General features: G+C 39.9%; 25 protein-coding genes. 1 reads left to right on the top strand and 24 read right to left on the bottom strand.

Translation table 11 applies throughout. The annotated features are described in order from the left end of the window. Nucleotides 1-26: 26 nt before the first annotated feature. From ileS to Q3C15_RS03040, 16 genes are all read right to left on the bottom strand, one after another. The gene (gene ileS, locus Q3C15_RS03115) at nt 27-2,822 is read right to left on the bottom strand and encodes an isoleucine--tRNA ligase (RefSeq protein WP_302704033.1); all 2,796 of its coding nucleotides are present in this window, start codon (nt 2,820-2,822) and stop codon (nt 27-29) included. 232 nt (nt 2,823-3,054) lie between these two features. Continuing rightward, complete coding sequence (locus tag Q3C15_RS03110) at nt 3,055-3,849, bottom strand: DivIVA domain-containing protein (RefSeq protein ID WP_064207767.1); 795 nt, start codon at nt 3,847-3,849, stop codon at nt 3,055-3,057. Nucleotides 3,850-3,914: 65 nt separating this feature from the next. Then, nucleotides 3,915-4,697, bottom strand: a complete 783-nt coding sequence (locus tag Q3C15_RS03105) for an RNA-binding protein (RefSeq protein WP_302704030.1) — start codon at nt 4,695-4,697, stop codon at nt 3,915-3,917. A gap of 16 nt (nt 4,698-4,713) precedes the next feature. Then, entirely contained in the window at nt 4,714-4,971 is a 258-nt protein-coding gene (locus Q3C15_RS03100; protein ID WP_204779564.1) for a YggT family protein, read from the bottom strand. Between the two features lie 14 nt (nt 4,972-4,985). Continuing rightward, nucleotides 4,986-5,417, bottom strand: coding sequence for a cell division protein SepF (locus tag Q3C15_RS03095; RefSeq protein ID WP_057906861.1), 432 nt, complete (start codon nt 5,415-5,417; stop codon nt 4,986-4,988). Between the two features lie 18 nt (nt 5,418-5,435). After that, entirely contained in the window at nt 5,436-6,677 is a 1,242-nt protein-coding gene (gene ftsZ / locus Q3C15_RS03090) for a cell division protein FtsZ (protein WP_302704027.1), read from the bottom strand. 39 nt (nt 6,678-6,716) lie between these two features. Continuing rightward, nucleotides 6,717-8,087, bottom strand: coding sequence for a cell division protein FtsA (gene ftsA, locus Q3C15_RS03085; protein ID WP_302704025.1), 1,371 nt, complete (start codon nt 8,085-8,087; stop codon nt 6,717-6,719). 126 nt (nt 8,088-8,213) lie between these two features. Continuing rightward, nucleotides 8,214-9,044 carry a cell division protein FtsQ/DivIB gene (locus tag Q3C15_RS03080; protein ID WP_283600693.1) on the bottom strand — a complete coding sequence of 277 codons (831 nt, stop codon included), beginning with the start codon at nt 9,042-9,044 and terminating at the stop codon, nt 8,214-8,216. A 23-nt stretch (nt 9,045-9,067) separates the two neighbouring features. Then, nucleotides 9,068-10,165, bottom strand: coding sequence for an undecaprenyldiphospho-muramoylpentapeptide beta-N-acetylglucosaminyltransferase (murG, locus tag Q3C15_RS03075; RefSeq protein ID WP_302704023.1), 1,098 nt, complete (start codon nt 10,163-10,165; stop codon nt 9,068-9,070). Continuing rightward, nucleotides 10,162-11,541: a UDP-N-acetylmuramoyl-L-alanine--D-glutamate ligase gene (murD, locus tag Q3C15_RS03070; protein WP_302704020.1), complete on the bottom strand. Its 1,380-nt coding sequence runs from the start codon at nt 11,539-11,541 to the stop codon at nt 10,162-10,164. The genes murG and murD overlap by 4 nt, the downstream gene beginning before the upstream one ends. A 24-nt stretch (nt 11,542-11,565) precedes the next feature. Further along, nucleotides 11,566-12,528: a phospho-N-acetylmuramoyl-pentapeptide-transferase gene (gene mraY, locus Q3C15_RS03065; RefSeq protein WP_302704013.1), complete on the bottom strand. Its 963-nt coding sequence runs from the start codon at nt 12,526-12,528 to the stop codon at nt 11,566-11,568. Between the two features lie 17 nt (nt 12,529-12,545). Next, a complete protein-coding gene (locus tag Q3C15_RS03060) occupies nt 12,546-14,696 on the bottom strand; it encodes a penicillin-binding protein (protein ID WP_289554534.1) in 2,151 nt (716 codons plus the stop codon). Beyond that, nucleotides 14,696-15,055 (bottom strand): cell division protein FtsL, encoded by a 360-nt coding sequence (ftsL, locus tag Q3C15_RS03055; RefSeq protein ID WP_289554533.1) that lies wholly within the window; start codon nt 15,053-15,055, stop codon nt 14,696-14,698. The genes Q3C15_RS03060 and ftsL overlap by 1 nt, the downstream gene beginning before the upstream one ends. A 23-nt stretch (nt 15,056-15,078) precedes the next feature. After that, a complete protein-coding gene (gene rsmH / locus Q3C15_RS03050; RefSeq protein WP_289554532.1) occupies nt 15,079-16,026 on the bottom strand; it encodes a 16S rRNA (cytosine(1402)-N(4))-methyltransferase RsmH in 948 nt (315 codons plus the stop codon). An 8-nt stretch (nt 16,027-16,034) separates the two neighbouring features. Beyond that, a complete protein-coding gene (mraZ, locus tag Q3C15_RS03045; RefSeq protein WP_057827717.1) occupies nt 16,035-16,466 on the bottom strand; it encodes a division/cell wall cluster transcriptional repressor MraZ in 432 nt (143 codons plus the stop codon). A gap of 208 nt (nt 16,467-16,674) precedes the next feature. Next, nucleotides 16,675-17,037 (bottom strand): DUF3397 domain-containing protein, encoded by a 363-nt coding sequence (locus Q3C15_RS03040; protein WP_204779555.1) that lies wholly within the window; start codon nt 17,035-17,037, stop codon nt 16,675-16,677. Between the two features lie 145 nt (nt 17,038-17,182). Here Q3C15_RS03040 and Q3C15_RS03035 point away from each other — a divergent pair, with 145 nt between their 5' ends. Continuing rightward, nucleotides 17,183-17,308, top strand: a complete 126-nt coding sequence (locus Q3C15_RS03035) for a DUF4044 domain-containing protein (protein WP_064485260.1) — start codon at nt 17,183-17,185, stop codon at nt 17,306-17,308. 38 nt (nt 17,309-17,346) lie between these two features. Here Q3C15_RS03035 and Q3C15_RS03030 read toward each other — a convergent pair whose 3' ends face one another. The 8 genes from Q3C15_RS03030 to mreC form a co-directional block, all read right to left on the bottom strand. Beyond that, the gene (locus tag Q3C15_RS03030; RefSeq protein WP_204779554.1) at nt 17,347-18,060 is read right to left on the bottom strand and encodes an aspartate/glutamate racemase family protein; all 714 of its coding nucleotides are present in this window, start codon (nt 18,058-18,060) and stop codon (nt 17,347-17,349) included. A 5-nt stretch (nt 18,061-18,065) separates the two neighbouring features. Further along, the gene (locus tag Q3C15_RS03025) at nt 18,066-19,322 is read right to left on the bottom strand and encodes a carboxylate--amine ligase (protein WP_289554531.1); all 1,257 of its coding nucleotides are present in this window, start codon (nt 19,320-19,322) and stop codon (nt 18,066-18,068) included. Continuing rightward, nucleotides 19,312-20,859 carry a UDP-N-acetylmuramoyl-L-alanyl-D-glutamate--2,6-diaminopimelate ligase gene (locus tag Q3C15_RS03020; protein WP_289554530.1) on the bottom strand — a complete coding sequence of 516 codons (1,548 nt, stop codon included), beginning with the start codon at nt 20,857-20,859 and terminating at the stop codon, nt 19,312-19,314. Before Q3C15_RS03020 ends, Q3C15_RS03025 begins: the two co-directional genes overlap by 11 nt. A 131-nt stretch (nt 20,860-20,990) precedes the next feature. Continuing rightward, complete coding sequence (locus tag Q3C15_RS03015; protein ID WP_204779552.1) at nt 20,991-21,920, bottom strand: alpha/beta hydrolase; 930 nt, start codon at nt 21,918-21,920, stop codon at nt 20,991-20,993. A gap of 87 nt (nt 21,921-22,007) precedes the next feature. Beyond that, entirely contained in the window at nt 22,008-22,814 is an 807-nt protein-coding gene (minD, locus tag Q3C15_RS03010) for a septum site-determining protein MinD (RefSeq protein ID WP_057827711.1), read from the bottom strand. Between the two features lie 2 nt (nt 22,815-22,816). Then, on the bottom strand, nt 22,817-23,494 hold the full coding sequence (locus Q3C15_RS03005; RefSeq protein WP_278851696.1) for a septum site-determining protein MinC: 678 nt from the start codon (nt 23,492-23,494) through the stop codon (nt 22,817-22,819). 21 nt (nt 23,495-23,515) lie between these two features. Beyond that, nucleotides 23,516-24,028, bottom strand: coding sequence for a rod shape-determining protein MreD (mreD, locus tag Q3C15_RS03000; RefSeq protein WP_204778873.1), 513 nt, complete (start codon nt 24,026-24,028; stop codon nt 23,516-23,518). Nucleotides 24,029-24,037: 9 nt separating this feature from the next. Further along, entirely contained in the window at nt 24,038-24,889 is an 852-nt protein-coding gene (gene mreC / locus Q3C15_RS02995; RefSeq protein ID WP_302704005.1) for a rod shape-determining protein MreC, read from the bottom strand. Nucleotides 24,890-24,898: the final 9 nt, after the last annotated feature.

The raw sequence follows: 24,898 nt of genomic DNA, 5'->3' as shown, positions 1-24,898 counted from the left end.
TGGCAGCCCAGTCTTTTCACTCATAATTAATTTTCTAATCCTTCTTCAACTGCTTCAGGGAAGTCATGCCGAATGATTTCAGCACAGTGAGCACAAACTTGTGGTAATTCTTGGTCAGCACCCACATCAGTCTTGATCATCCGGCAACGAGGACAAACTTCACCCGTTGCCTTTTCAATCTTAACCTTTACTTCATCGTAGTCATCTGCATCAGCAGGAGCTTCATCAATTGGAAGAATATCCAATGCTGAAACGATCATTGCTTGACGAATATCAGCATCCAAACTATCCAATTCTTGTTTGATTCCATCAGTGACGTACAACTTGACATGGGCTTCAAACGATTTTCCAATCATCTTATCATCCCGGGCAATTTCAAGTGACTTGTAAACATTTGACCGCACTTTCATGAAGCGGCTCCAGTTTTCAAGAAACTTCTTTTGACCATCATAGTAGTTCACTGCCGGCATTTCTGATAATTGGGCAAATTCTTCTGGTTCATGCAAGTATTCCCAGACTTCTTCGGTTGTATGTGGCAAAATTGGAGTTAACAATTTAGCTAACCGAACAACGATGTCATACAAAACAGTTTGCATTGAACGCCGCTTGTGACCATCAGCTTCTTCAATGTAAATAACATCCTTTGCAATATCAAGGTAGAATGCTGATAAGTCAGTGGTGATAAACTTGATGACCTTCTTATAGATGTCCATAAAATCATACGTTGCGTAATCATCTAAAATATCCTTTGTAAATTCATTTGCTTGAATTTGCATGTAACGGTCAATGGCTTCAAGATCATCAAATGCAACTTGATTCTTTTCCGGATCAAAGTCCGCAACGTTTGAAAGCAGGAATCTGAAGGTATTCCGAATCTTTCGGTAACTTTCCGCAATTTGTTGGAAACTGCCCATTGAAACGCGAACATCTGCTGATGTGTCAGCACTCAATACCCATAACCGGATAATCTCAGCCCCCATTTGCTTGATCACGTCATTGGGAACAATTGTATTTCCAAGTGATTTACTCATCTTGTGCCCTTTACCATCAAGGGTAAATCCTTGTGAAATAACTTGCTTATATGGTGCCTTTCCTGAAACGGCAACGCTCGTGATCATGCTTGAGTTGAACCATCCCCGGTATTGATCTGAACCTTCAAGAACCAAATCAGCCGGATATGTCAGGTAATCTCGGGAAGCAAGCACACCTTGGTGAGATGAACCAGAATCAAACCAAACATCCATGATATCGGTTTCCTTGGTAAACTTCCCGTTTGGTGAATGTTCACTGGTGAACCCTTCAGGCAAAAGATCTTTAGCATCCTTTTCAAACCAAATATTTGAACCGTGCTTTTCAATCAATTGAGCAACATGTTCGATCGTTTCCGGTGTCATGATTGCTTCGCCATCTTCGGCATAGAAAATCGGTAATGGAACACCCCATACCCGTTGCCGTGAAATTACCCAGTCGCCACGGTCACGAATCATGTTGTGAAGTCGTTTTTGACCCCATTCTGGCATAAACTTAACACTGTCAATTGCGTTCAGAATATCGTCCCGAATCTTATCAACCGATGCAAACCATTGTGGCGTTGCCCGGAAGATGATTGGTTTCTTTGTCCGCCAGTCAAATGGATAACTGTGTTCGTAGTCCATTTGCTTGATCAATGCATTTGAAGCTTTTAATTTATCTAATGAAATCTGGTTAGCATCTTCATAAAAGACACCTGCAAAGTCTTCGCCGGCTTCATCCGTCAAGTATCCTTTGGCATCAACTGGAGCAAAGACATCTAAGCCGTACTTCATTCCGACATTGTAGTCGTCTTCCCCAAATCCAGGAGCCGTGTGAACTAATCCAGTTCCGGCATCAAGCGTAACGAAGTCGCCAAGCATTACAACTAATTTCCGTTCCGGATCAAATGGATGTTGGGCAAGGATATTTTCCATTTCAGCACCCTTAACGGTCTTCAGTGTCTTAACATCTTTCCATCCAAATAATTCCGTATCCTTTGCAAGCAATTCAGTTGCGATAACAAATTTCCGCGGATCATCGTCATGTTGAACAACTGAATATTCGTACTTCGCAGAAATTGTGATCCCTTCTGAACCAGGAATTGTCCATGGCGTTGTTGTCCAGACAACCATGTATGTATCATCATCTAAAACACCTTTGCCATCGATAACCTTTTCGCCATAAAAGGCTGATGGTGAAGTTACGTCATGATATTCAACTTCCGCTTCGGCTAAAGCTGATTCGGATGACCATGACCAGTAAACCGGCTTCCGGCCCTTATAAATCAAGCCTTTTTCAGCCATCTTACCAAAGACGCGAACTTCTTGAGCTTCAAATTTAGGGTCAAGGGTTACGTATGGGTTATCCCATTCGGCAGAAATTCCTAACCGCTTAAAGTCTTGGCGTTGCTTATCAACTTGTTGTAAAGCATATTCCCTGCACTTTTCACGGAAATCAGCAATTGAAAGGGCCTTCCGATCAACCCCTTGCTTCTTCAATTGTTGTTCAATTGGCAATCCATGAGTGTCCCATCCAGGAACATATGGTGCCCGGAAGCCCATCATTGATTTTGAACGCACGATAAAGTCCTTTGAAATCTTGTTCATGGCGTGTCCCATGTGAATGTTTCCGTTTGCATATGGAGGGCCATCGTGCAAAACAAATGACGGTTTGCCTTCATTTAATTTTTGTCGTTTTTCATAAACTTTGTTTTCTTCCCATACCTTTTGTCTTTCAGCTTCTTTAACTGGAAGATTTCCGCGCATTGGGAATTTAGTTCTACCCATATTTAAGGTTTTCTTAATTCGCATCGTTTTCTCCTTTCAAAAAAATAATCCCATCCGCAAGGGACGAGATTATCGTGGTACCACCCAAATTTTAGATTATTAAATCTACTTTAATCACAAATAACGGTGTGAACCGAAAATGCTTACTTTGAATTCAGCATTTCAATCATTGAATGATGGCTTACTTTAAAGTGACTATCAACCTTTCACCATCGTTGACTCGCTTTGAAGTATTTAAAATAAGTCGCGTTTCAAATTAGTTTAAATCATCTGTGTCAGCAAAGTGTTGTCCTTGAAGGCCATTGTTTGAATCTTCAGGTTCACTTTGTGGAGTTGGTTCAGTTTCTGTTGTTGAATCATTATTATCAGGGAAAACAACAACTGTTTCCGCTTGACCATCATCAGCAGGATTGATTTCAGGAGGATTTGGATCAACTGGTTGGAAGTTAAACTCTTCATCATCTTGGACTGGCTTAATTTCACGTGCAGTTTCTTTATCCAACGTTTCGTCTTGACGAATTGCATCTTGAATTTCTTCATAGCTGCTTGTCTTGCCTTGCTTCAAGATTTCGTCCCATTCGCTGCCCTTAACAACTTCTAATTGAGATTCCATCATTACTTGAAGTTTTTGCCGGAAAATTCGAGCTTGCTTCCGCAAATCATCAGTTTCAATTGCAAGTTTCTTAGCTTTCTTTGAAGCTTCATCAATGATATTCCGCGCCTTTTCATTTGCTTGGTCAATAATATCTTGACCTTGCTTTTGAGCTTCACGGTTAATAATTTCAGCTTCACGTTGTGAGTTCGCCTTAACCTTATCGGCTGCTTCTTGAGCAACAATAATTGATTGATTCAAAGAATCTTTCAAATCATTGAAGTATTTTAATTTTTCTTTATTTTGATCTAAGCTGTCACGAAGTGAATCATTTTCTTTTAACAAAGCTTCATAATCTTTGATAATCTGATCTAAGAATTCATTAACTTCGTCTTGATCATAACCACGTAATTTTACGTGAAATTCTTTATTATGAATATCCAAGGGGGTCAAAGCCATCCCTATCACCTCCACTATAAGTCATTTTATCATTAAAGTAATTGACACGCTATTGTCTAAATGGACTATTTCCGAATAATCGCCATTTCAACTTTTAACTTTCCTTTATGGGTCATTCCCAAAATTGCATCAAATCGAATGCGTCCATAACCGCGGACTGAAATAATATCGCGAATGTTAATCACATAATCTGGACGATCAACTTCCATCCAATTTACTTGAACTTTAGCATTTTCAATCAGTTCCTTGGCCTTTCCACGTGACAAGTGGTAGCTACTAGCGATGATCCGATCAATTCGCTGCGAACTGATTAGCAAATAGACTTCTTGCCATGCACTTTCCGGTGTTAACAACTCCGATAATTCTTTCGGATTAAGCTTCACCTTTGTCCGACCAATTCGATCAAGCTGACTAACCAGAAATGACGCAATCTTTTTTTCAACAATCAATTGCCACCGTGTTCCATCGGTTATAATATCGCCAAGCACATCCCGCGTAATTCCAGAATGAACAAGCGCACCGAGAATCTGTCCATGATGTAATGACGCAAATTTAATCGGATAATCAACTTCAAGAACTTGAATTTCAAAATCCTCAGTTTGAGGTTCAAAATACTGCGGGTAAAATAATACCCGTTTTCGATCAGCATTCTGATACCCGCCCTGCGTCGCCATTTGAATCGTTGAACTTTTTCCAATCAATGCCTGGGCAATAAAACGCTCCCGAGGATTCAAAAAATCAGTTAACACCGGCGCATAGTTTAATTCCGCCTCCGAAATTAAAGATGCAACCTGATCAATTGTTGGCCGCTCTTCCTTTCGAAAATGCTGGTAAATTCCATCATTCATTTGAAATTAACCCCAATTATCCAATTAGAATCCGTAAGAGGAAGAAAAGTCCCTGCTCAACTAATTCCAAAACGATTAACGCAATGATAGGTGAAAAATCAATGTTAAAAATCGGTGGAATAAAATGGAAAAGGTTTAAGAACGGACTCACGATCCGGTCTAAAAACATCCCGAACTTTGTCTGCAAAGCACCCGGGAACCATGACATCAAACAGTACACAACAATTGCCAACGTATAAAGTTGAAATAGACCATTAATAATTCCTACTAACACTTTCCGACTCCTTACTAAAAGTCTTGAAGCTTAACGGCTTCATTAAGCATTCCTTCAACTGAAAATTCAGACGGAGTGCATAGAAAAATTTGTTCGCCGATTCGTTTGATATCCCCATCAATGGCATACGTCACCCCTGAAAGGAAATCAACGATTCGTCGCGATTGTTGGTTGTCCATTCGTTCAAAATTGATAATTGCTGCTTGACCGTTTAACAAGCGCGATGCAATTTGCTTAGCATCTGAGAACACGCGGGGTTCAAACAACATGATCTTTTTTTGCGAATGATCACCTTTACCTACAATTGACATAATTCGATTTTTCTGATTGCCCTGAGGTCCTTCACTTTCTGTTCTTACCTGTGATGAACCATTATCATAATTATCATATTCCGTTTCATCGTCGTATCCATTAAAAAAATGACTAATCCGATCAGTTAATGACATGACCTCAAGCCTCCTTCATTATTTCCGACGATGACGCAAGAATGGTGGCATATTATCGTCATCATCTTGATCAAAGTTATTATTTGATGAATCTGAACCAAATACGTTAAAGTCTTTCTTTTCAACGTCTTGGAAATTATCCCGTTGGTTTGCTGCATGTGAATTACCGTTCATCTCAGTTGTAATATCCCAATCAGCAAGCGGATCATTACTCCGTGAATTTGATGCTGGTTGATTTGAAGCAGCATTCCGGTTATTGTTTAAAATTCCGTTTGATGTTGGCTTCTTAACTGTTTTACGCGCATTGCGCTTTTTGTCAATTCCAGTTGCGATTACAGTCACGACTACTTCATCTTCGAGGTTTTCGTTGATTGATGTCCCAAAGATAATATTGACATCGCTTGAAGCGGCATCCGTTACAATTTCTGAAGCTGTTTGGGCTTCAAACAAGCTCAAATCTGGACCACCAGTAATGTTCAACAGAACTTGTTCAGCCCCATCAATTGAAACTTCCAACAGTGGTGATGAAATAGCTTTCTTTGTTGCTTCTTCAATTCGGTTTTCGCCGTTTGCAGAACCAATTCCCATCAAAGCTGAACCCTTGTCTTTCATAACAGTTGTAACGTCAGCGAAGTCCAAGTTAACGTAACCTGGTGATGTGATCAAATCAGTAATTCCTTGAACACCTTGACGTAAAACGTTATCTGCTTCTTGGAATGCTTGAAGCATTGGCGTCTTTTTATCAACGATTTCTAACAAACGGTTATTGGCAATGATGATCAAAGTATCGACGTGTTCCTTCATCTTTTGAACACCTTCAGCAGCAAACCGTGCACGCTTTGGGCCTTCAAATGAGAATGGACGGGTTACGACCCCAACAGTCAATGCGCCCATTTCCTTGGCAACCTTTGCAATTACTGGAGCAGCACCGGTACCAGTACCACCACCCATTCCGGCAGTAACAAAGATCATGTTAGCGCCTTGTAAAGCTTCAGAAATTTGTTCTTCGCTTTCTTCAGCAGCCTTTTCACCGATATCAGGGTTAGCACCTGCACCAAGTCCCTTGGTCAATTTCGGTCCTAATTGAATCTTCGTTTCCGCATTTGAGTTCTTTAATGCTTGAACATCTGTGTTTGCAGCAATAAATTCAACACCTTTAACGTCTTCGGCAATCATCCGGTTAACCGCGTTACCACCAGCACCGCCGACACCGATTACTTTGATGTTCGCCTTGTTGTTTTCATCTACTTCGTAGTCCATTTAGTTCTCCTCCGTTATCCAATCTGTTTCTTAAACTAATTAATCAAAGAAACTGCCAAACCAATCTTTCAAACCTGAAATTGAATGATGCTTCTTTTCAGCTGACTTATTTTGTTTAGCTTGTTTCTCAACTGGTTTAGCCGCTTTCCGCGGTTTTGTTTTCACACTCTTCATGTTAGCCTTCTTAACGGCCTTCATTGGTGGAGCTTGCACTGGTCCTTGATTGACAACCGCATCAATATTATTCAACGTGCTCTTAACAACCATGTTGATTTCGTTTTGATGAGTCGTATCTTCAATTAAACCAATAACTTGTGAGAATTGTGGTGAACGTAAATTCATTTCTTGAGGATAGAAAATCTTTACCGGAACTTCAAAAATTTCTTGAGCTAATTCGGTTACCCCTTGTAATGCAGCCATTCCACCTGTTAACACAACTCCGCCTGGCAGTTGAAAGGCATTGATACTTCCAAGAGATTGTTTGATTTTTTCGAAAATCTGCCGCATCCGGGCTTCAATAATTTCTGAAAGGTATTCTTCGGTAACCATTTCATCCTCTTGTTGACCAACAACTTCAACCGGAATCGAATCCTCGGATGAAGCCATTTCAGCAAGGGCATACCCGTAATTTCGCTTCAATGTTTCAGCATTTTCAAATGACGTATTCAAAACAATTGAAATATCGCGAGTTACGTAGTCGCCACCTTCCTGATCAACATAAGTATACTTTACTTTGTGATCATGAACAACAGCGGCTGTCGTTTGGCCTCCACCAAGGTCAATTAAAACGGCCCCAAAATCCTGTTCAGCATCACTTAATGCATATTCAGAAAGTGCAATTGGAGCAACCACGATGTCTTGAATCTTTAAGCCTGCTCGTTGAACACATTTACGAATATTATGTAAAATCGTCTTTGGGCCCGTATACATTACCCCTTGCATCTCTAACCGAACGCCCATCATTCCACGCGGATCTTTGATATTATCAATATCATCAACAAAGAACTCGTCTGGAACGATATCGATTACATCGCGTTCTGGCGGCAAGTTTTGAACTAATGCTGCCCGTGTAACTTCGTGAACATCCTCATCTGTAATTTCAGCAGAATTGCCATCTTGACCGCCAACTGCGATCATGCCCTTGCACCGTTGAATTTGTAACATATTTGCCGGAACGCCAACCGTTACATTTTCAATCTCAATGTTTGCTTTTTGTTCTGCTTGTTTAATTGTTTCCTTAATTGTAGCAACAACTTGGTCAATGTCTACAATTACACCACGTGACAAGCCAGCGGAATGTGAACTGCCATAGCCAATAATATTTAATTGGCCTTTCATAAATTCTGCAATTACGACTTTGATCGAAGTTGTTCCGATGTCCAATCCTACATAAATTCCGGAATTTTCCACCTTTTGATCCTCCAATCCAGTTTTCTTTAATTAGTTTCAAGAAAAGTATCTTAATTTAAATTTTACCATACAAATAAACCAATTTACTACCTTTAATCAAGGGTTTCCGTGTTTTTTTCGAAAATATTAATTTTTACCATAAGGATATGAGTACGCCCCGACTTCGAGGTCAACAACACCCGTATAATTCATCTTCGAAACAATGCTTGGATAGTATTGCATTTTCTCTGCAAACGTATCAATTGAAGCAATTACTTGATTACCGTCATTCATATATAATTTGATTTTTCCCGGATCCGCCTTTGTCGGTTCAAGGTGAACTTCCGCAATTCCCTTTTTGACTTTGGCTGGCAACTTATCAAATTGCTTAGTCATCTCTAGAAGGCGATCCTTATTTTTAAAATTATAAAAAATCGGGTAATTTTCCTTCGGATTATTTGATCCATATTTATCGATCATTCCTGAAGACGTCAATTTGTAGTATTTATTGTTTCTTACGACATACCCAATCGTTGGATACTCCTCAACGTTGATTTTCACATGCGTTCCTTGATATTGAATCGTTGCCTTTTTTACAGAAGGAACTTTTTCGTGAATTTGGTTTTCAATCTTCGCGGTTTCAGGCCACACTCCAAACAATGATTCGTAGTAATGCAAGTTACTAGCCTTAACAACCGCCGTACGGGTTGCATCATCATTTGTATTTACTTGAAGTGAAAGAATTCTGCTAAACGGAAGAATGAAAAATAACGATACTGCAAACGTAATTCCAAAAACCGCAATCAATGCAATCGTTCCCTTCGCTAACCGTTGTTTCCGTAAACTGTTTGTTCGCGGAAGCTTTTTTACAAAAGAACGAGCCGTCGTTGGGCGGTGATGCTTCTTTGCTTGTTTGCGTTTTTTTTGTGCCTTTTCCCACGGAGTTAACTCGGCATTCGATTTTTTGAGCTTTTTCATCTTGATATCATTATCCCTCAGACTTATTTTTGATTAACCAAATCTTTTAATACATTATACAACCGATCGGCTGCATCCCGCACTCCTGCATCTGAAGCATTCTTCGCCATTTCACTTCGTTGGGCTGAGTCATTCATTAACTGGTCAACGGCATCAGCCAGCTTAGCTCCTGTTAATTCCTTTTCGGTAATCATTTTGGCAGCATTTTTGTTCACCAAACTCATCGCATTTTTAGTCTGATGGTCAGCTGTTACATACGGGCTTGGAATTAAAATTGAAGGAATCCCCAGTGCCGTAATTTCAGCTAAACTCGTTGCCCCTGCCCGGCCAACGATCAAATCGATTTCCGGAAGAATTTCAGGCATATTACTGATATATGGCTGAATTATCATATTTGATGGAATTTCCTTTTGGGCGGCCTGCTTTTTGATTTCATCATAATGAACCTGCCCCGTTACAAAAAGAACTTGGTAAGGCCGGTCCTTAAACTTTGAAGCCGCATCCAAAGCAGCCTGATTAATGCCTTCTGCTCCGCGTGACCCGCCAAAAATCAAAACGGTTGGATAATTATCCTTTAATCCGTATTCCTTTAACCGATTTTTATTTTCCATATGCGCAACTTGTTGTGCCCGTGGATTCCCGGTAAATACAATTTTGTTTTCAGGGAAATTCGAACGAACATCGTCAAAACAAATCGCAACTTTATCAACAAAATGACTTAAAAACTTGTTGGTTACTCCGGCAACGCTGTTTTGTTCATGAATAACGGTCGGAATATGCATCTGTGATGCCGCAAAAACGACTGATCCACAAACATAGCCACCGGTTCCAACAACAATATCCGGTTTAAATTCTTTAATGATCTTTTTAGATTCATGGATACTCTTCAAGAATAAATAAACCGTCTTAAAGTTTTCAAGTGAAAGTGAGCGTTTAAACCCTTGAATTTCAATTGTTTTAAAATCAATTCCCGCATCCGGAACGATTCGGCTTTCAAGCCCGCGATTGGTCCCAACATATAAGACCTTCGTTGTTGGATCTTTTTTCTTAGCTTCATCGATCAATGCAAGGGCTGGATAAATGTGTCCTCCAGTTCCACCGCCAGAAACTAATATCCTCATTTTGCTTCCTCCATTTTCTTGATCAAATCTTCAACTGCTTTAATATACTGATCACCGCGAACCTCAAACGTTGGCCATTGATCCCAGCTTGCACATGCTGGTGAAAGCAAAATTACATCGCCCGGCTTACTTAAACGGTATGCTTCAGGAACCGCCGTAACCGCATTTTCGGTTTTAACAATTTCCTTAATACCCGCTTGCTTTCCAGCATCAGCCATTAGATCTGCAGTTTCGCCAAAGACAACTAATGCCCGCACGTGCTTCCTGAAGTACGGAACCAGGCGATCAAACTTAAAGCCGCGATCAAGTCCACCTGCCAATAAGACAACCGATTGATTGAAGCCATCCAATGCTTTTTGAGTCGCTTCGATATCCGTTGCCTTCGAATCGTTATAAAACTTACGTTCATTAAAGGTTGTAACGTATTGCATCCGGTGCCGCACACCTGTGAATTGTTGTAGAACTTCTTTGATGTTTTCAGCTGATTGGCCCATCAACTTGGCAGCAGCAATTGCAGCAAGGGCATTTTCAACATTGTGTGATCCGGGAACCCCGATTTGATCAGCATCAATGATTTTTTCACCCTTAAAGTAAAGCACACCATCTTTTTCATATGCTCCCGCTTCAGTTTGATCTTCGCGTGAAAACGGAACAACGGTTGCTTGAGTATGCTTACTAAATTGCCGGGCTTCTTCGTTATCCCAGTTAACAACAAAATAATCATCTGCCGTCTGATTCATTAAGATCCGCATTTTGGCATTCACATAATTTGCGTGTGATCCGTGCCAATCTGTATGGGCTTCATAAATATTAGTCAAAACAGCAATGTGCGGATGTAACGTCTTAATTCCCATCAATTGGAAACTCGATAATTCAGTTACCATCACGTCATCGGCGGTCGCTTGTTGAGCAATTTGAGTTGTCGGAATTCCAATATTTCCGGCTGCGTAAGCCTTGCCCTTTGACCGGTTCCGGTTCAACATTTCCGTAATCATTGTTGTTGTCGTTGTTTTTCCATTAGTTCCGGTAATTCCGATCATGGTTGCATCTAAAACTTGATATGCAAGTTCTGGTTCCGTAATGACTGGAATTTTTTCCCCAATTGCCTTCGCAACTAACGGGTTATCGTACGGAACAACTGGATTCTTAACGACCGTCGTTGTTCCATCCAATAACTCAAGCGGATGACTCCCCGTAACAACCTTCACGCCAATCTTTTTAAGTTCATCAACTTGGGATTGATTGGGCTGATCCGTCTTGTCGTTGACAATTACCTGCGCTCCCAGCTTAACTAAAAGTTTAGCTGAATTTACGCCACTTTTCCCCATTCCGATTACAAGAACTTGTTTATTTTGGTAAGAACTAATGTTTTTCATGACAACTAACTTCTTCCTAATACTTTATAAAATTATCATTACTGAAATCACAGCGGCAATTAAGCCGACGATCCAAAAAACAATATCAATTTGCCATTCATTCCAGCCACACATTTCGAAGTGATGGTGAATTGGACTCATTTTAAAAATTCGTTTTCCAGTTAACCGGAAAGACGTTACCTGAAGAATTACACTTGCAGTTTCAATTACAAAAATAATTCCGATGACAAGCAACGACGGCTCATGGTGAACTAAAATTGAAACGGCTGCAAGCGCACCCCCAAGGGCAAGTGAACCCATATCACCCATAAAAATTTTTGCTGGTTTGTGGTTAAAGAACAAGAATGCAACTAATGCCCCCATTACAGCAACACAGAAAATCAGAACGCCAAATTGATCTTGGGCCCACGCAATAACTGCATATGCTCCAAAGGCAATAATTGATTGGCCGGCAACTAACCCGTCAATGCCATCCGTCAAGTTAACCGCATTTGAAAATCCGACTAACCAGAACATGACGAATAAGGCATAAAGAAATCCTAAATGAATTTCGTGACCAAAGAAACTAATTGAAAACGGAAAGCCTTCAAAGTAGTAAACTGCGAGAAAAACAATTCCGCCGAGAATCTGGCCGGCAAGTTTTTGCCATGGCTTTAATCCTTCGTTTTGTTTCTTCCATAACTTGATTGAATCGTCCCAGAACCCAAGGAAACCATACAAGATCAAGATAAAATCAAGTACTAAAACACTTGGGTTTAAGCATTTGTAAACAAGCGGGACAATAATGCCCGTTATCAAAATTACAAAGTTAAAGACGAAGCCCCCCATTGTGGGAGTCCCTGACTTTTTCTCATGCCACTTTGGTCCTTCTTCACGAATCATTTGGCCTTGCTTTTTTCGATGGGCATAATTGATAAACGCCGGTAAAAAGACCGCCGTTAAAATTAAACTCATGCAAAATGGAAATAATAATTTAATGAACGTCATCTCTATTTCTCCTTGTTTTATTGCAATGCAATGTTAACTTGCTGATTCTTCGTTACAACCGTATTTGGTGAAACACTTTGGGACTTTACAAATCCGGTTCCATCAAAATGAACCTTGATTCCTAACATGTTTGCAAGGTTGCTTACATCATTCCGTGACCATCCCGTCATATCTGGAATCGTCTTTGCACCATTTGTAACAAGAATGACCTTTGAACCCTTCATAATTGTTTGACCTGCAGCAACGGATTGCTGGTTGATCTTTACCCCGTTACCACAAACAATTACGTTTGCGCCGGTCTTTTCTAATTCTTGTTTAGCAGTTGCAATGCTTAATCCCTTAACGTTTGGAACCTTATTGTTTTGATTTGAACCATTTGAACTGTCATCTTGCAATGCCTGTTTCATCATTGGATTGAAGACCGTTGCAAGGGCCTTAGTTGCAGCCCCTTCATTTCCAAACGTTTGCGGTTGTTGCATTGTAATATACAATACATACTTCGGATCATTCAACGGGGCAACCCCAGCAACGGAGAAGATATAATTCATATCACCAGTAAGGTATCCGCCGCCCTTTGGATTGGCAATTTGAGCTGTCCCAGTTTTAACCCCGACATTATAACCGTTGATTTTGTATGCTTGACCTGTCCCATTTGGATCAGTAATAACATCCTGCATCATTCCTAAAACCTGTTTAACGGTTGATGCCGTTACCGGATGACCAACCACTTTTCGTTTTGAACGGTATACGGTCTTTCCAGTATTCGGATTAACGATCTTTTTAATTAATCGCGGTTGAACCATTTCCCCGTTATTGGCCAGCATTGAAAAACCTTGCATCATTTGCATGACCGTTACATCAATACTTTGACCATAGGCTGTATTGGCTTGATCGATTGGATACTTGTAACCAATCGCACCGCTTGCTTCAGTTCCTAATCCTGGCCCATTTACGGCTTTTAAGAAACCAAATGATTTCAAATAGCGTAACCAGCGTTTAGCACCCATTTGTTGTTCCAAGTGGGCCATCCCAACGTTAGATGACCGAATGAATGCTTGCCGGTATGTGATTGGCCCCCAACCATTGCGGTCCCAATCATAAACATACGCTCCGTCAATGTCATATCTTCCCGACATAAAGGTTGCATTTGGATTATAGATTCCACTGTTAATTGCAGCTGCCATTGAGAAAATCTTCATACATGAACCCGGTTCATATGCCGATTCAGTCAACGTATTCGTCCATGAATTGTTTAACCCCACCCGTGTTTGAGCATTAAACGTTGGGCGTTGAGTTGCCGCAATAATTTCACCCGTTTTAGCATTCATCAAAACGGCATCCATATTCTTTGGATGATATGCTTCTTCAGCCTTGGTCATCAAGGTTTCCAAATAGTTTTGCAAATGTCCATCAAGGGTCGTATAAACGTTATCCCCGTTTTTAACCGGCCGGGCAACGGCCTTTGTCCATGGTAATTTGGTTCCCTCAATATCGGTCTGTTCGCTTTTGACCCCGTTTTGTCCTGCTAATTCAGAATTATAGTTCTTTTCAATTCCCATAATTCCGAGGAGTTTGCCATTTTCATTTTCAGCTAATCCAATCAAATGCGAAGCAAACGTTCCATTCGGATATAACCGGGCTTCGGATGGCGTGAAGTCAATCCCGGGAATATGCGCTGCTTGGATCCGTTTTTTAGTTTCAAGCGAGATGTTCTTCCCAGCTGATCCAAGTTCAACTTGATAAACATCTGGATCTTTGGGTGACAAAATCTTCTTGATTTTTGAATACGATGCTCCAAGATTTTCGCTTAAAACTTTTGCTGCCTTATCCTTTTCTGAGACCTTTAAGTAGGCTGGCTTCCCGTCAAATGTCCGGGCTTCCTTTGAAAGGACAACGTATACGGAATATGTGGTTGTATCTTCAGCAATTACCTGATCATTCGCATCATAAATCGTTCCCCGTTTAGCTTTGATTTCAGTTCGTTTTGCATACAACTGTTCCACTTTTTGACGCAAATTAACGCCGTCAGCACGATGAAAAATGCCGACATAAAAAAAGCGGAAGATAATCAATACAAAAACACTGAGAACTATGAAAAAGATCAGTTTTCCAAATTGCTTGCTATCTTCTGTATTTTCTTCTATCTTGCGCTTATTTTGATTATTCATTATTTAGTTACATTCCTTGTATTTTGTTCATTCAATGAAAGGCCATCTTTCTTAGCGATTCCCATTAAACGCGAACGACTTGAAAGTTCACTAATTTCTTGGCGAATATTTGAATTCTTACTGTTAAGCTTTGTTACTTGCGTTGTAACAGCTTGTAAATCGCTTTGCGCCGTATTAACGTGAATTGACGATGAAATCGTAACGCAACCGAGCAATGCTGCCCATCCTAATGAAACACATACGGCTAACCGTTCCCGCCGTTTAAATTTTTTCTTTTGGATATCGAGCGGATCGATTTGTGCCGTCGTTTGTTTCCTAATATTTGAATGATTTACAATTTTGCGTGCTGTTTCAGCCATCCTATTCACAACCCCATATTCTCTTATTTTATTCGTTCAATAACGCGCAACTTCGCAGAATGTGCGCGGTGATTTGTTTCAATTTCGCTTTTAGTTGGTAAAATCGGCTTGCGATTAACCAATCGATAATCAACTTCCATGCCTTGCGGAATAACTGGTAATCCCTGTGGTAAATCTGGTAAACTGGTCTTCTCTTTAAACATGCTCTTCACAAGTCGATCCTCAAGTGATTGGAAGGTAATTACACTTACTCGACCATCAACATTTAACATTTCAAGGACTTGTTCCAATGAAGTTTCAAGGGCTCCAAGCTCATCGTTAACTGCAATTCGTAAAGCTTGAAAAACTCTTTTGGCGGGATGACCACCTGTCCGGCGTGCCCGGGTAGGAATTCCCGCTTTGATGACTTCAACCAATTCCGTTGTGGTTTGAATTGGTTGAAGCTGACGCTGTTTTTCAATCTTGCGGGCAATCGATTTGGCAAACTTTTCCTCACCGTAACGTGAGAAAATCCGAACAAGATCGTTAAACGACCATTCGTTGACGATCTGCTTCGCAGTTAAGGCTTGGCCTTGATCCATCCGCATATCCAGCGGAGCTTCAAGTTTATAACTAAACCCGCGTTGAGCAACATCAAACTGAGGTGATGAAACTCCAAGATCATAAACCGCCCCATCAATTTTAGAAACTCCAAAATCATTAAGACGTTTCTTAATATTCCGAAAATTATCCTTAACTAATGTTAGTTTCCCACTTTGAAGTTGATTGTCAAGGGATTTTTGATTATATTCAATCGCCGTTCGATCCTGATCAAAGGAAAATAATCGTCCATTTTCATTTAATTGAGATAAAATTTTCCGGGTATGACCGCCACCGCCTAAAGTACAGTCAACATAAACCCCGTCTGGCTTGATTTTTAAATTTTCAACTGCTTCATTTAGCAAAACCGTTACATGTTTAAACTCAGCCATAATCTCTCCTAAAATTCAAAGTCAATCATATTTTCCGCAATCTCATCAAAGTTTTCTTCGGCTTCATCAGTAAATGAGTTCCACCGTTCTTCTGACCAAATTTCAAAGCGGTTTGATACCCCAACGATCACACATTTCTTTTCTAATCCAGCGTGTGAACGTAAAGTTTTCGGAACATTGATCCGTCCTTGCTTATCAAGTTCACTTTCAGTTGCTGCCGAATAAAAGAAACGCACGAACGAACGTGCATCGCGTTTATTAAGAGGTAATTTTTTCAGTTTTTCTTCAAGGACACGCCATTCATCCATTGGATATCCAAAAAGACATCCATCCAATCCACGAGTGATTACAAATTTCGAACCAAGCTGATCACGAAATTTTGCCGGAATAATCAACCGACCCTTTGAATCGATCGAATGTTGAAATTCACCCATGAACACGTGTCCTCACCACCTTCTAATTACCTTCATTTAACATCTTACCACATTCCCCCACTTTCAACCACTTAGTATTGAACAAAAACCACCTAATAAAAATTAAGTTTTTATTACAACGCTTTTTGACATTGAAACATTGTAAAACGAGTGCTTTTATCGCCTAAAACCAATCAAAAAAAGACTGGGATGACATCCCAGTCTTTTTTCTCCTTTAATTGAAAAACGATACTACTTTAAAAATCAGTAACACACAGTATGTTCCTAGAAATAAAATATCAGCAACCCGCCAAAACTTAATCAAAAACTTCTTATATAGGATCTGGCCTTCCATTAGCGCATACAAAATCGTCATGATCAATCCGTAAGCTGACAATCCGCAGATCAAAAACGGAATAATTGATAGCCCCATCACATCTTGCGAAAGAAAGTGAATTGAAACCAATAAGAACAAACTCATCACATCAAGCCGTTTGAAATTTTTTAATTGTTTTCTGAAAAACCTCTTTTTCAAAAGGGTGAGGATCAACCACACCAAAATTAAAATCAATAATTGGACGTACCATTCTTTAATCATTTCATACCCTCATTTAAAAAAAACTCTGCATTCAATTATATAAACTCTGATTATAATTTTCAATTTTAAATTGAATCTTGGTTTGACACTCCGAATTATCAACGGTATAGTAACTTGTGTAATTGATATTAAAGGATGATTTATTGTGGCAAAAAAGAAAAAGAAAAAATCAACTTTCCAAAAGGTCACCATGGTCGTTGTGTGGTTAATGTTAATTTTTACGATCGGTGCGGTTATTTTTGGTGCATTCGGTAGTCTTTTCAATTTATAAAAATAAAAAACGGTTTTCGACTGAAAACCGTTTTTTTATTACTTTCCTTTCTGCAACTTCATTGCCTTTTCAAGCGTCCGCTCAACCAAAACAATTTGACCATCAACGATTGGCATTCCATCGACCGGTTCCCGTTCCTGTGCAAGCGACAATTCAGTACATCCTAAAATTACTACGTCACACTTTCGCTCATTGATCATTGTTTTAACCAATCCGTGGAATAACTGCCGATCAACAAAATCATGTTCCTTAATATCCGTATAAATCAATTCATCGGTTTTAGCCTGAATTGCATCCGTTGGGCCAACAAATTCATACCCAGCTTTTTTAATTTCATTCTCATAAACATGATCTGCAATCGTTCCATGAGTTGCTAACAATCCAACCCGTTTGGCTTTCGGATACCTATTTCCAATTTCCTTAACTGCTTCTCGCGGCATATGAAGGATCGGAATTTTCGTTAACTTTTGCAAGTCATCATAGAAATAGTGAGCCGTATTACATGGGATTGCAAAAAATTCCGGATTCAATTTTGCCTGTTGCCGAATGTCTTCGGCTAAATCAGGGTATGGACTTGGTTTCGAATTATCCAAAAGATAAGCCGTCCGATCCGGAATCGTTGCATGGTTCAGCAAAATATAGTCAAGATAATCTTGATCACAACTTGCCGGAATTCGCTTATTTAACTGATGAATAAAGCTTTCCGTTGCCATCGTGCCCATTCCACCAATAATCGTAAAGAACTTCTTCATTCTGATCATCCTTTGTTTTCTTTGAAGTAACGGTTGAAATTCTTAGTGTAAATGTGTTCCATCCACTTTAAGAGTGTCCATCGTTTAATATTCATGTCCTTATCATAACGGTATGTCATGCCATAACGTTTATGGTCGATCAAATCAAGCGCCCGTTCCTTATCGCCGTTTTGACGCGCATATTTCTTGAAGACCTTAACGGGAACTCCAAGCCAGAGTTGATGTTTATTGGCATCCTTGTTTCCATATACCGTTTCGGCGTCTGCAAGATCCTTAGTGACGTAATCACGAACAACCCATTGAGCAAGGTTATAGCCATTCAGGGTTACAAAGAAACTGCTCCGTCCTTGCCGCAAATTGATTTCAAACAATTTATACGTGTTGTCGCGTGAGTCATACTTCATATCAAAGTTTGCATAGCCGGTAAACTTGATATCTTCCAAGAACTTTTGGAAACGTTGATAAATGTCTTTATTATATTCAGGCAAAATTGCAACGTAATTTCCAATTGCAGATGGTGACGGATCTTCCAATAACGGGTGGCCTAAACACATCATTTTAACATGGTGATTTTGATCAACATAGGCGTTCAACACCCGCATATTACTATCGTCACCTGGAATAAAGTCTTGTAAAATGAAATCTGATTCATATCCATTCGTATAGGCCTTTTGTAAAATTTCATCTAATTCAGGCCGTGATTTTACCCGATAAGCTTTCTTCCGCCCATCAAAATGAATGTCGACCCATTCAACACTGTTTGATGGCTTTAAAGCCACCGGATAATCAAATGGTTGTTCAATTGGTTCATCACTAGCCCACATTTCTTTTGTAATGACTTTGGTCTTCGGATATGGCAAGTTATATTGATCACAGATTTCATAAAATGATTCTTTTTTATTCAACCTTTTCAACAAGTCAAAATCAATGTACGGACACACAAAAACGTCGCTTAATTCGGCTTTATGTTTGGAAATCAATTCGGCATAACCATCCCCGCAGCCAATTAAAATTACTGGCTCTTGGTGGTCACGGTACCGTTCCTTGATTTTAAGCATTGAATTGATCCATTGGGGATCGTCAGCAAAGCCGTCAATTAATTCCAAGTCAACGATTTTGGTAAATCGCGTTGGTGCTAATTGTTGTTCTGCAAATGCTTTAACCGGTTTGCCCGTTAATTCATAAAACGAACGTGCCATTCCATATACGTTAAAGTCGCTTCCTAATAAAACTGGTGTAAAATCTGGTAAATTACTGTTCATCTTCTAATCCCTTCATAACATTTTTTGCAACATTTAAATCATTTGGATATGGGGTATCAACTCCATTGATCTTTTGATACTTGTCTTCTCCCTTGCCAGCCAGAACAACCACGTCATTCGGCTTTCCCATTTCAATCGCCCTTTTAATCGCTGTTGCCCGATCCATTTCAAAAATAACCTGGACCCGTTGATGGTCGATATAATGGTCAATTTCTTGGGCAATCTTCATTGGATCTTCATATCCTGGATCATCGCTTGTCAAAATTGCTACATCCGCACCTTGACTTAACGCCTTACCAAAGCCTTCGCGCCGTGAGACTCCCTTATTCCCGGTTGACCCCACAACAACGATCAGCCGTTCAACTTTCCGTTGGGCTTTCAGGAATTCAAGCAAGGCATGGAGACTTGCATAGTTATGGGCATAATCGATATAGACTAATCCATGGTTCTTGGTTTGAACCATCTCCATTCGGCCAGCCACCTTGACATGCTTTAATCCTTCAACCGCATCCGTTTGCGTTGCATTGCCAAGAACAGATGCAATAATCGCTGCGGTTGCATTGCCTTCATTATAGTCTCCTGGAATTGCAATCGAGTAAGTCCCTTCAAGTTGAAGATTATTGGCCTTAGACGTTAAGGCATGCAATCTAAACTGACTATCAAGCAGTGTTTCTTGAAGATTTTCGATTTGGATATCGATTGGATTTCCATCCGGAAGAGTCCGACTTTCAGTATGCGTGAATGTCAATAACCGGTCTGATTCAACATCCGATTTAGCCGCATAATAGATATCTTTAAAATGCTCCGTATCAACATTTAAAATACAATAATCGGAGTTGGCAAGGATCTGTTCCTTGCAGAACAGATAATCTGCAAACGTTGGGTGTTCATTTTCGCCGACATGGTCCGGTGAGATATTAAGAAAAATCCCAACATTATAATGGAGGCTATAAACGCGATTCTTTTTGTACGCCTGCGATGAAACTTCCATCACTAAATGCGTCATTCCGTTATCAACGGCCCGACGCATATCACGAAACAGATCAAGCGATTCCGGAGTCGTCAAATTTGATTTGAATGTATCTTCTGGTTGTTGCCCCACAACCCGGTTCACGGTTGAAAACAATGCCGTTTTCTGAGCAGTTGTTTGATCGAGAATTCCCTTTGCAAAATAAGAACTCGTCGTTTTTCCTTTTGTGCCAGTAATTCCAATTACAAATAAATCATTTTGGGGGTAACCATAAAATGCAGCCCCTAAAAGCGCCATCGCCTTTTGAACATCCGTTACGATCAAAAAAGAAGTTTGACCATCATCAACATACTTTTCTTCTGCAACGTAGCCGGTTGCACCATGATCGATTGCATCTACAAGATATTCCCTTTTAAAGTTTCCTTTACAAAAGAATAATGTATCCTGCTCAACCTGCCGCGAATCATACGTGACATGTTCAAAATTACTTTTTTGGCCGGTAAATTGCTCTTTCAGCAAATGGTGTTCTTTCAGTAAAATTTGCGCATCTTCCAAATTAATCGCCATGTTCTCACCTTCACTCAAGTCCACTAACTTCTTGACTTTAATTTTGCCATAAATTTAATCAAAAATAAAATGAAGTGGCATTCGTTAATTTCAATTTAATAGGTTTTATTTTATCACATTCTGCTTCCGGACTACTTTAAATATTGCGCAAAAAATGCGCCGACTTTTGCCTTGTATGCCTGATAGTGATTTTCTAATGAATGGGCATGACCGGTATTTTTAGTGATCCAAATTTCCTTTGGTGCTTTCGTTGCATGGTAGTTTTGGTAAACCATGTAAGTGCGGACAAAATCATCCTTATCACCATGAATAAATAAAATTGGAAGCTTATCCTTTGCCAGTTGTTTTAATGTATTCGCATCATTAAAGTTGAACCCAATCATCGGTTGGGCCAAATATGCTCCCCCAGCCAAGATCGGTCTCGCTGGAATATGAAAATCATGCGTGATCACATCATAAAATTCTTGGTGAATACTGCTAAAACCGCAGTCTTCTACCACACACTTGACTTGCGGTGGAAGTTTCTGACCACTGACATTCATCACGGTTGCACCGCCCATACTTACACCAAAAAGGCCAATTTCAACGTTTGAACCTTCGCGATCAATAATTTGATGAATCCATTTGACATAATCTAACCGATCAAGCCATCCAAATGAAAGATACTTGCCGCCGCTGCGCCCGCTTCCCCGACCATCAGGAGCTAAAACGTTGTATCCTAATTGATGAAACATTTTGATGTAACGGGCCATCAATCGTGAATTTTCATGCCAACCATGGGCAACCACAATTGTTTTATTTGTTTTTTCAGCTGCTGGAACATACCGCGCAACTAACTTAATATCCTTGTTACCGACTGCCGTTTCATGCCAGGTTTGTTGCGGTGTCTTATTGAGCCACTCAATGGCTTCGCGGGTCGGTTGATCTGGCGTCTTCGTCTTTCTTCCAAACCCGTAGTTAATAAAATAAAAACAAATTCCAAGGTAAATTACAATTACCGCAATTAAAATTCCAATCAAAATTTTCAGCCATCGACGGCTTTGCTTTCTCTTCTCTGCCATTTTCACTTCTCATTCTCTCTTTCTCAAAAATTAAAACGAAAAAGGACATTTAGATTTAATTGCCTCCAAATGCCCTTTAAATCAAATTTATTTTCTCTTAAACCATTCTGTAACTTTCTCAAAGAATCCTTTTTTCTTCTGTTCCTTAAGGGACATCAACGGCACCGTTTCACCTTCAAGTCGCCGTGCAATGTTGCGGTATCCCTGTCCCGCAGCACTCTTTTCGTTTAAAACGACCGGTTCGCCTTTATTTGATGAACTGATCACGTCTTCGTCGTCAAAGACAATTCCTAACAGCTTAATTGACAAATGCCGGGTGATTTCATCAACATCCATCATGTCGCCATCGTTCACCATGTGTTTTTTAATCCGGTTAATAATCAACATTGGAGCTTCCTTTAAGTCCTTCTGTTCCAATAAACCAACAACCCGGTCTGCATCACGAACAGATGAAATTTCCGGAGTTGAAACGACAATTGCTTGATCGGCACCCGCAACGGCGTTCATAAATCCTTGTTCAATTCCTGCTGGACAATCAAGCAAAATATAATCAAAGTCTGGGCGTAACTCTTCAACGATTTTCTTCACTTCTTCAGGTTCCAGTGCACTTTTATCCGTATTTTGAGCAGCTGGAAGAAGGAAAAGCTTGTCATCAAACCGCTTATCTTTAATCAATGCTTGGTGCAATTTGGCGCGTCCCTGAGCAACATCAACAATATCATAGATAATTCGATTGTCGAGTCCCAGAACAACGTCAAGGTTCCGCAATCCAATATCAAGGTCGATCAAACAAACTTTTTTATCCATTAATGCCAAAGCTGTTCCCAGGTTAGCAGAGGTCGTTGTTTTCCCTACCCCACCTTTTCCTGAAGTAATTACAATTGATTTTCCCATAATTAAAATCCTCCAAACTTGGCATAAATTTTAGGCCTTAATTTCTTCAATTCATCCATTCTCAAATATGCGAGCTTATGTAAATCATTTACAAAAACGACTGGCTTTGATTCATCCGGTTGGACTTCATCGTCAAAAATCGTGACTAAATCGGCAATTCGAACCTGTTGGGTATGGGTAACATCTCCAACAATTACCGCCGAATTATTATCTGGGAAACCAGCTGAAACAATTCCTTCAGTCTTTCCTAAAAGATAAACATTTCCAGTTGCCTGAAGGATTCCGCCTTCATGGATCGTCCCCATAAAGAGGACGTCCCCGTCAATTGTCTTAACCTGCCCATTCCGGATAATATCCGCATTCACATGAATCATGTTCTTTTCAATAATTGCCGCTGCATCATCTTTCAAGATAACATCAGATTTAATGCGGTGAATTGAAAATAGCGGATAGTTTGCAAAAATATCTTCAATTTTCTTCTTTTCGTCCGCTGACAACAACCGGTTACCCGTTTGAATCTTAAAGTCAACCTGATCAGCATCAAACTTTGAATTATCCTTATAAAGCTGGTCTAACAGTTGTTTGAGTTCGTGTTCAATATCGCTGAACTTTGCGGCACTTCGAAGAACGATCTCATATCCGTCTTTATGTCCTTTAAGTGAAATTGCTTCGTTTGCCAAGTCGCTCACCTCTTTTAATTACTATGAATATTTGAGAAAAAGTTTTTTAAGTGGGTAATATAAAACCACATACAATGCTAAGTTAAATGCCAAAGTCGGTCCTAAAGTTCTTCCGATAAAATCAACGATCGACACTGACGTCTGCCCAACGATCAAATTCATTCCATATGAAAGAGCCGTTAAAACGGTAATATCAATTAAATAAATTAACAGCAATACAATAAATGAAGGTTCAAAGTATTGCATAATCCACCGTGTAATATAAATCATTAACGGAAAAAGAACTAAGAAAACTCCAATTATGCCGGTATAAAACATGTCGTACATCAAGCCTGCAAAAATCGCCCACGGAATGATGTGATCCACTTCGCCAAAACAAACCGCCATAAAGATCCATAGGAAGACCGTCCGGCATTCAACAAACGTCGTTGGGGTGATCATCCACCCTGACCAAACGTGCGTCAACGTTCCATCCAAAAAAATTGCAAGAATCAATCCGAGTGGAAAGATGTATCTCATTTTAGGAATTCGCATAGTGCACCTCTAATCTTGCCGTTTCGCAACCGTTACAACGTTTAAGTTCGTCATGTCAGCTGCCGGCTTAATGTAAATCTTGGTTGGAAGTCCTGCTTGTTGGTTAACGACCTTTTCGACCGTCCCGACAAATAATCCTTTAGGCGTCGTTCCGCCTAAACCAGAGGTAATGACTTGGGTTCCCTTCTTTACATTTTCCTTTGAAGTAATTTGCCCCATGACCAATAAGTTTGTATCCGTATCATAACCCGTGATCAAGCCGTTTACAGTCTGCCCATTATTATCAATCAATTGAACTGCAAACCGGTCAGCCGCATCATCCTGGGTTGTTACCAATTCGACCTTACTATTATTCCTATTAACTTCCATAACGCGGCCAATCAACCCTTTATCAGAAACAACGGCTGAGCCCTTGGTAATTCCTGCATTTGATCCTTTGCTGATTACAATTTGGTTTTGCCAGGTCGAAGGTGAACGCGAAATAACATAGGTCAAAATATCAGTATATGATGTCAAGCTTTTATTCAATGATAACTGTTGCTTTAATTGCTTATTTTCTTGCTTTAAAGTTTCATTTTCAACTTGAAGGGCATTCATTGAATCCAACTTCTTTTTCAACTGCACATTTTCTTGGTATGTATCCGTCAAATTTGAAACAGAACCCGTCATCCGTGAAATTCCCTCAACTGGAGCATTTACAACCTTATCAACGACTCCGGCAGCACTATTCCCAATATTTTGAATAAAGGAAGGGGTCGAACGATCATTCCGAACAAAAATTGAAAATGCAATCAATAAGAACGCGATAATTAACGATACCATTGTAATAACAAGTTTCTTATTGAAAAATGGTTTTTGCATTTAAAATCC

The sequence above is a fragment of the Ligilactobacillus sp. 110_WCHN genome (assembly GCF_030518115.1).
GTDB lineage: Bacteria > Bacillota > Bacilli > Lactobacillales > Lactobacillaceae > Ligilactobacillus > Ligilactobacillus aviarius_C.
This window is presented reverse-complemented; position numbering and strand designations above follow the sequence as displayed.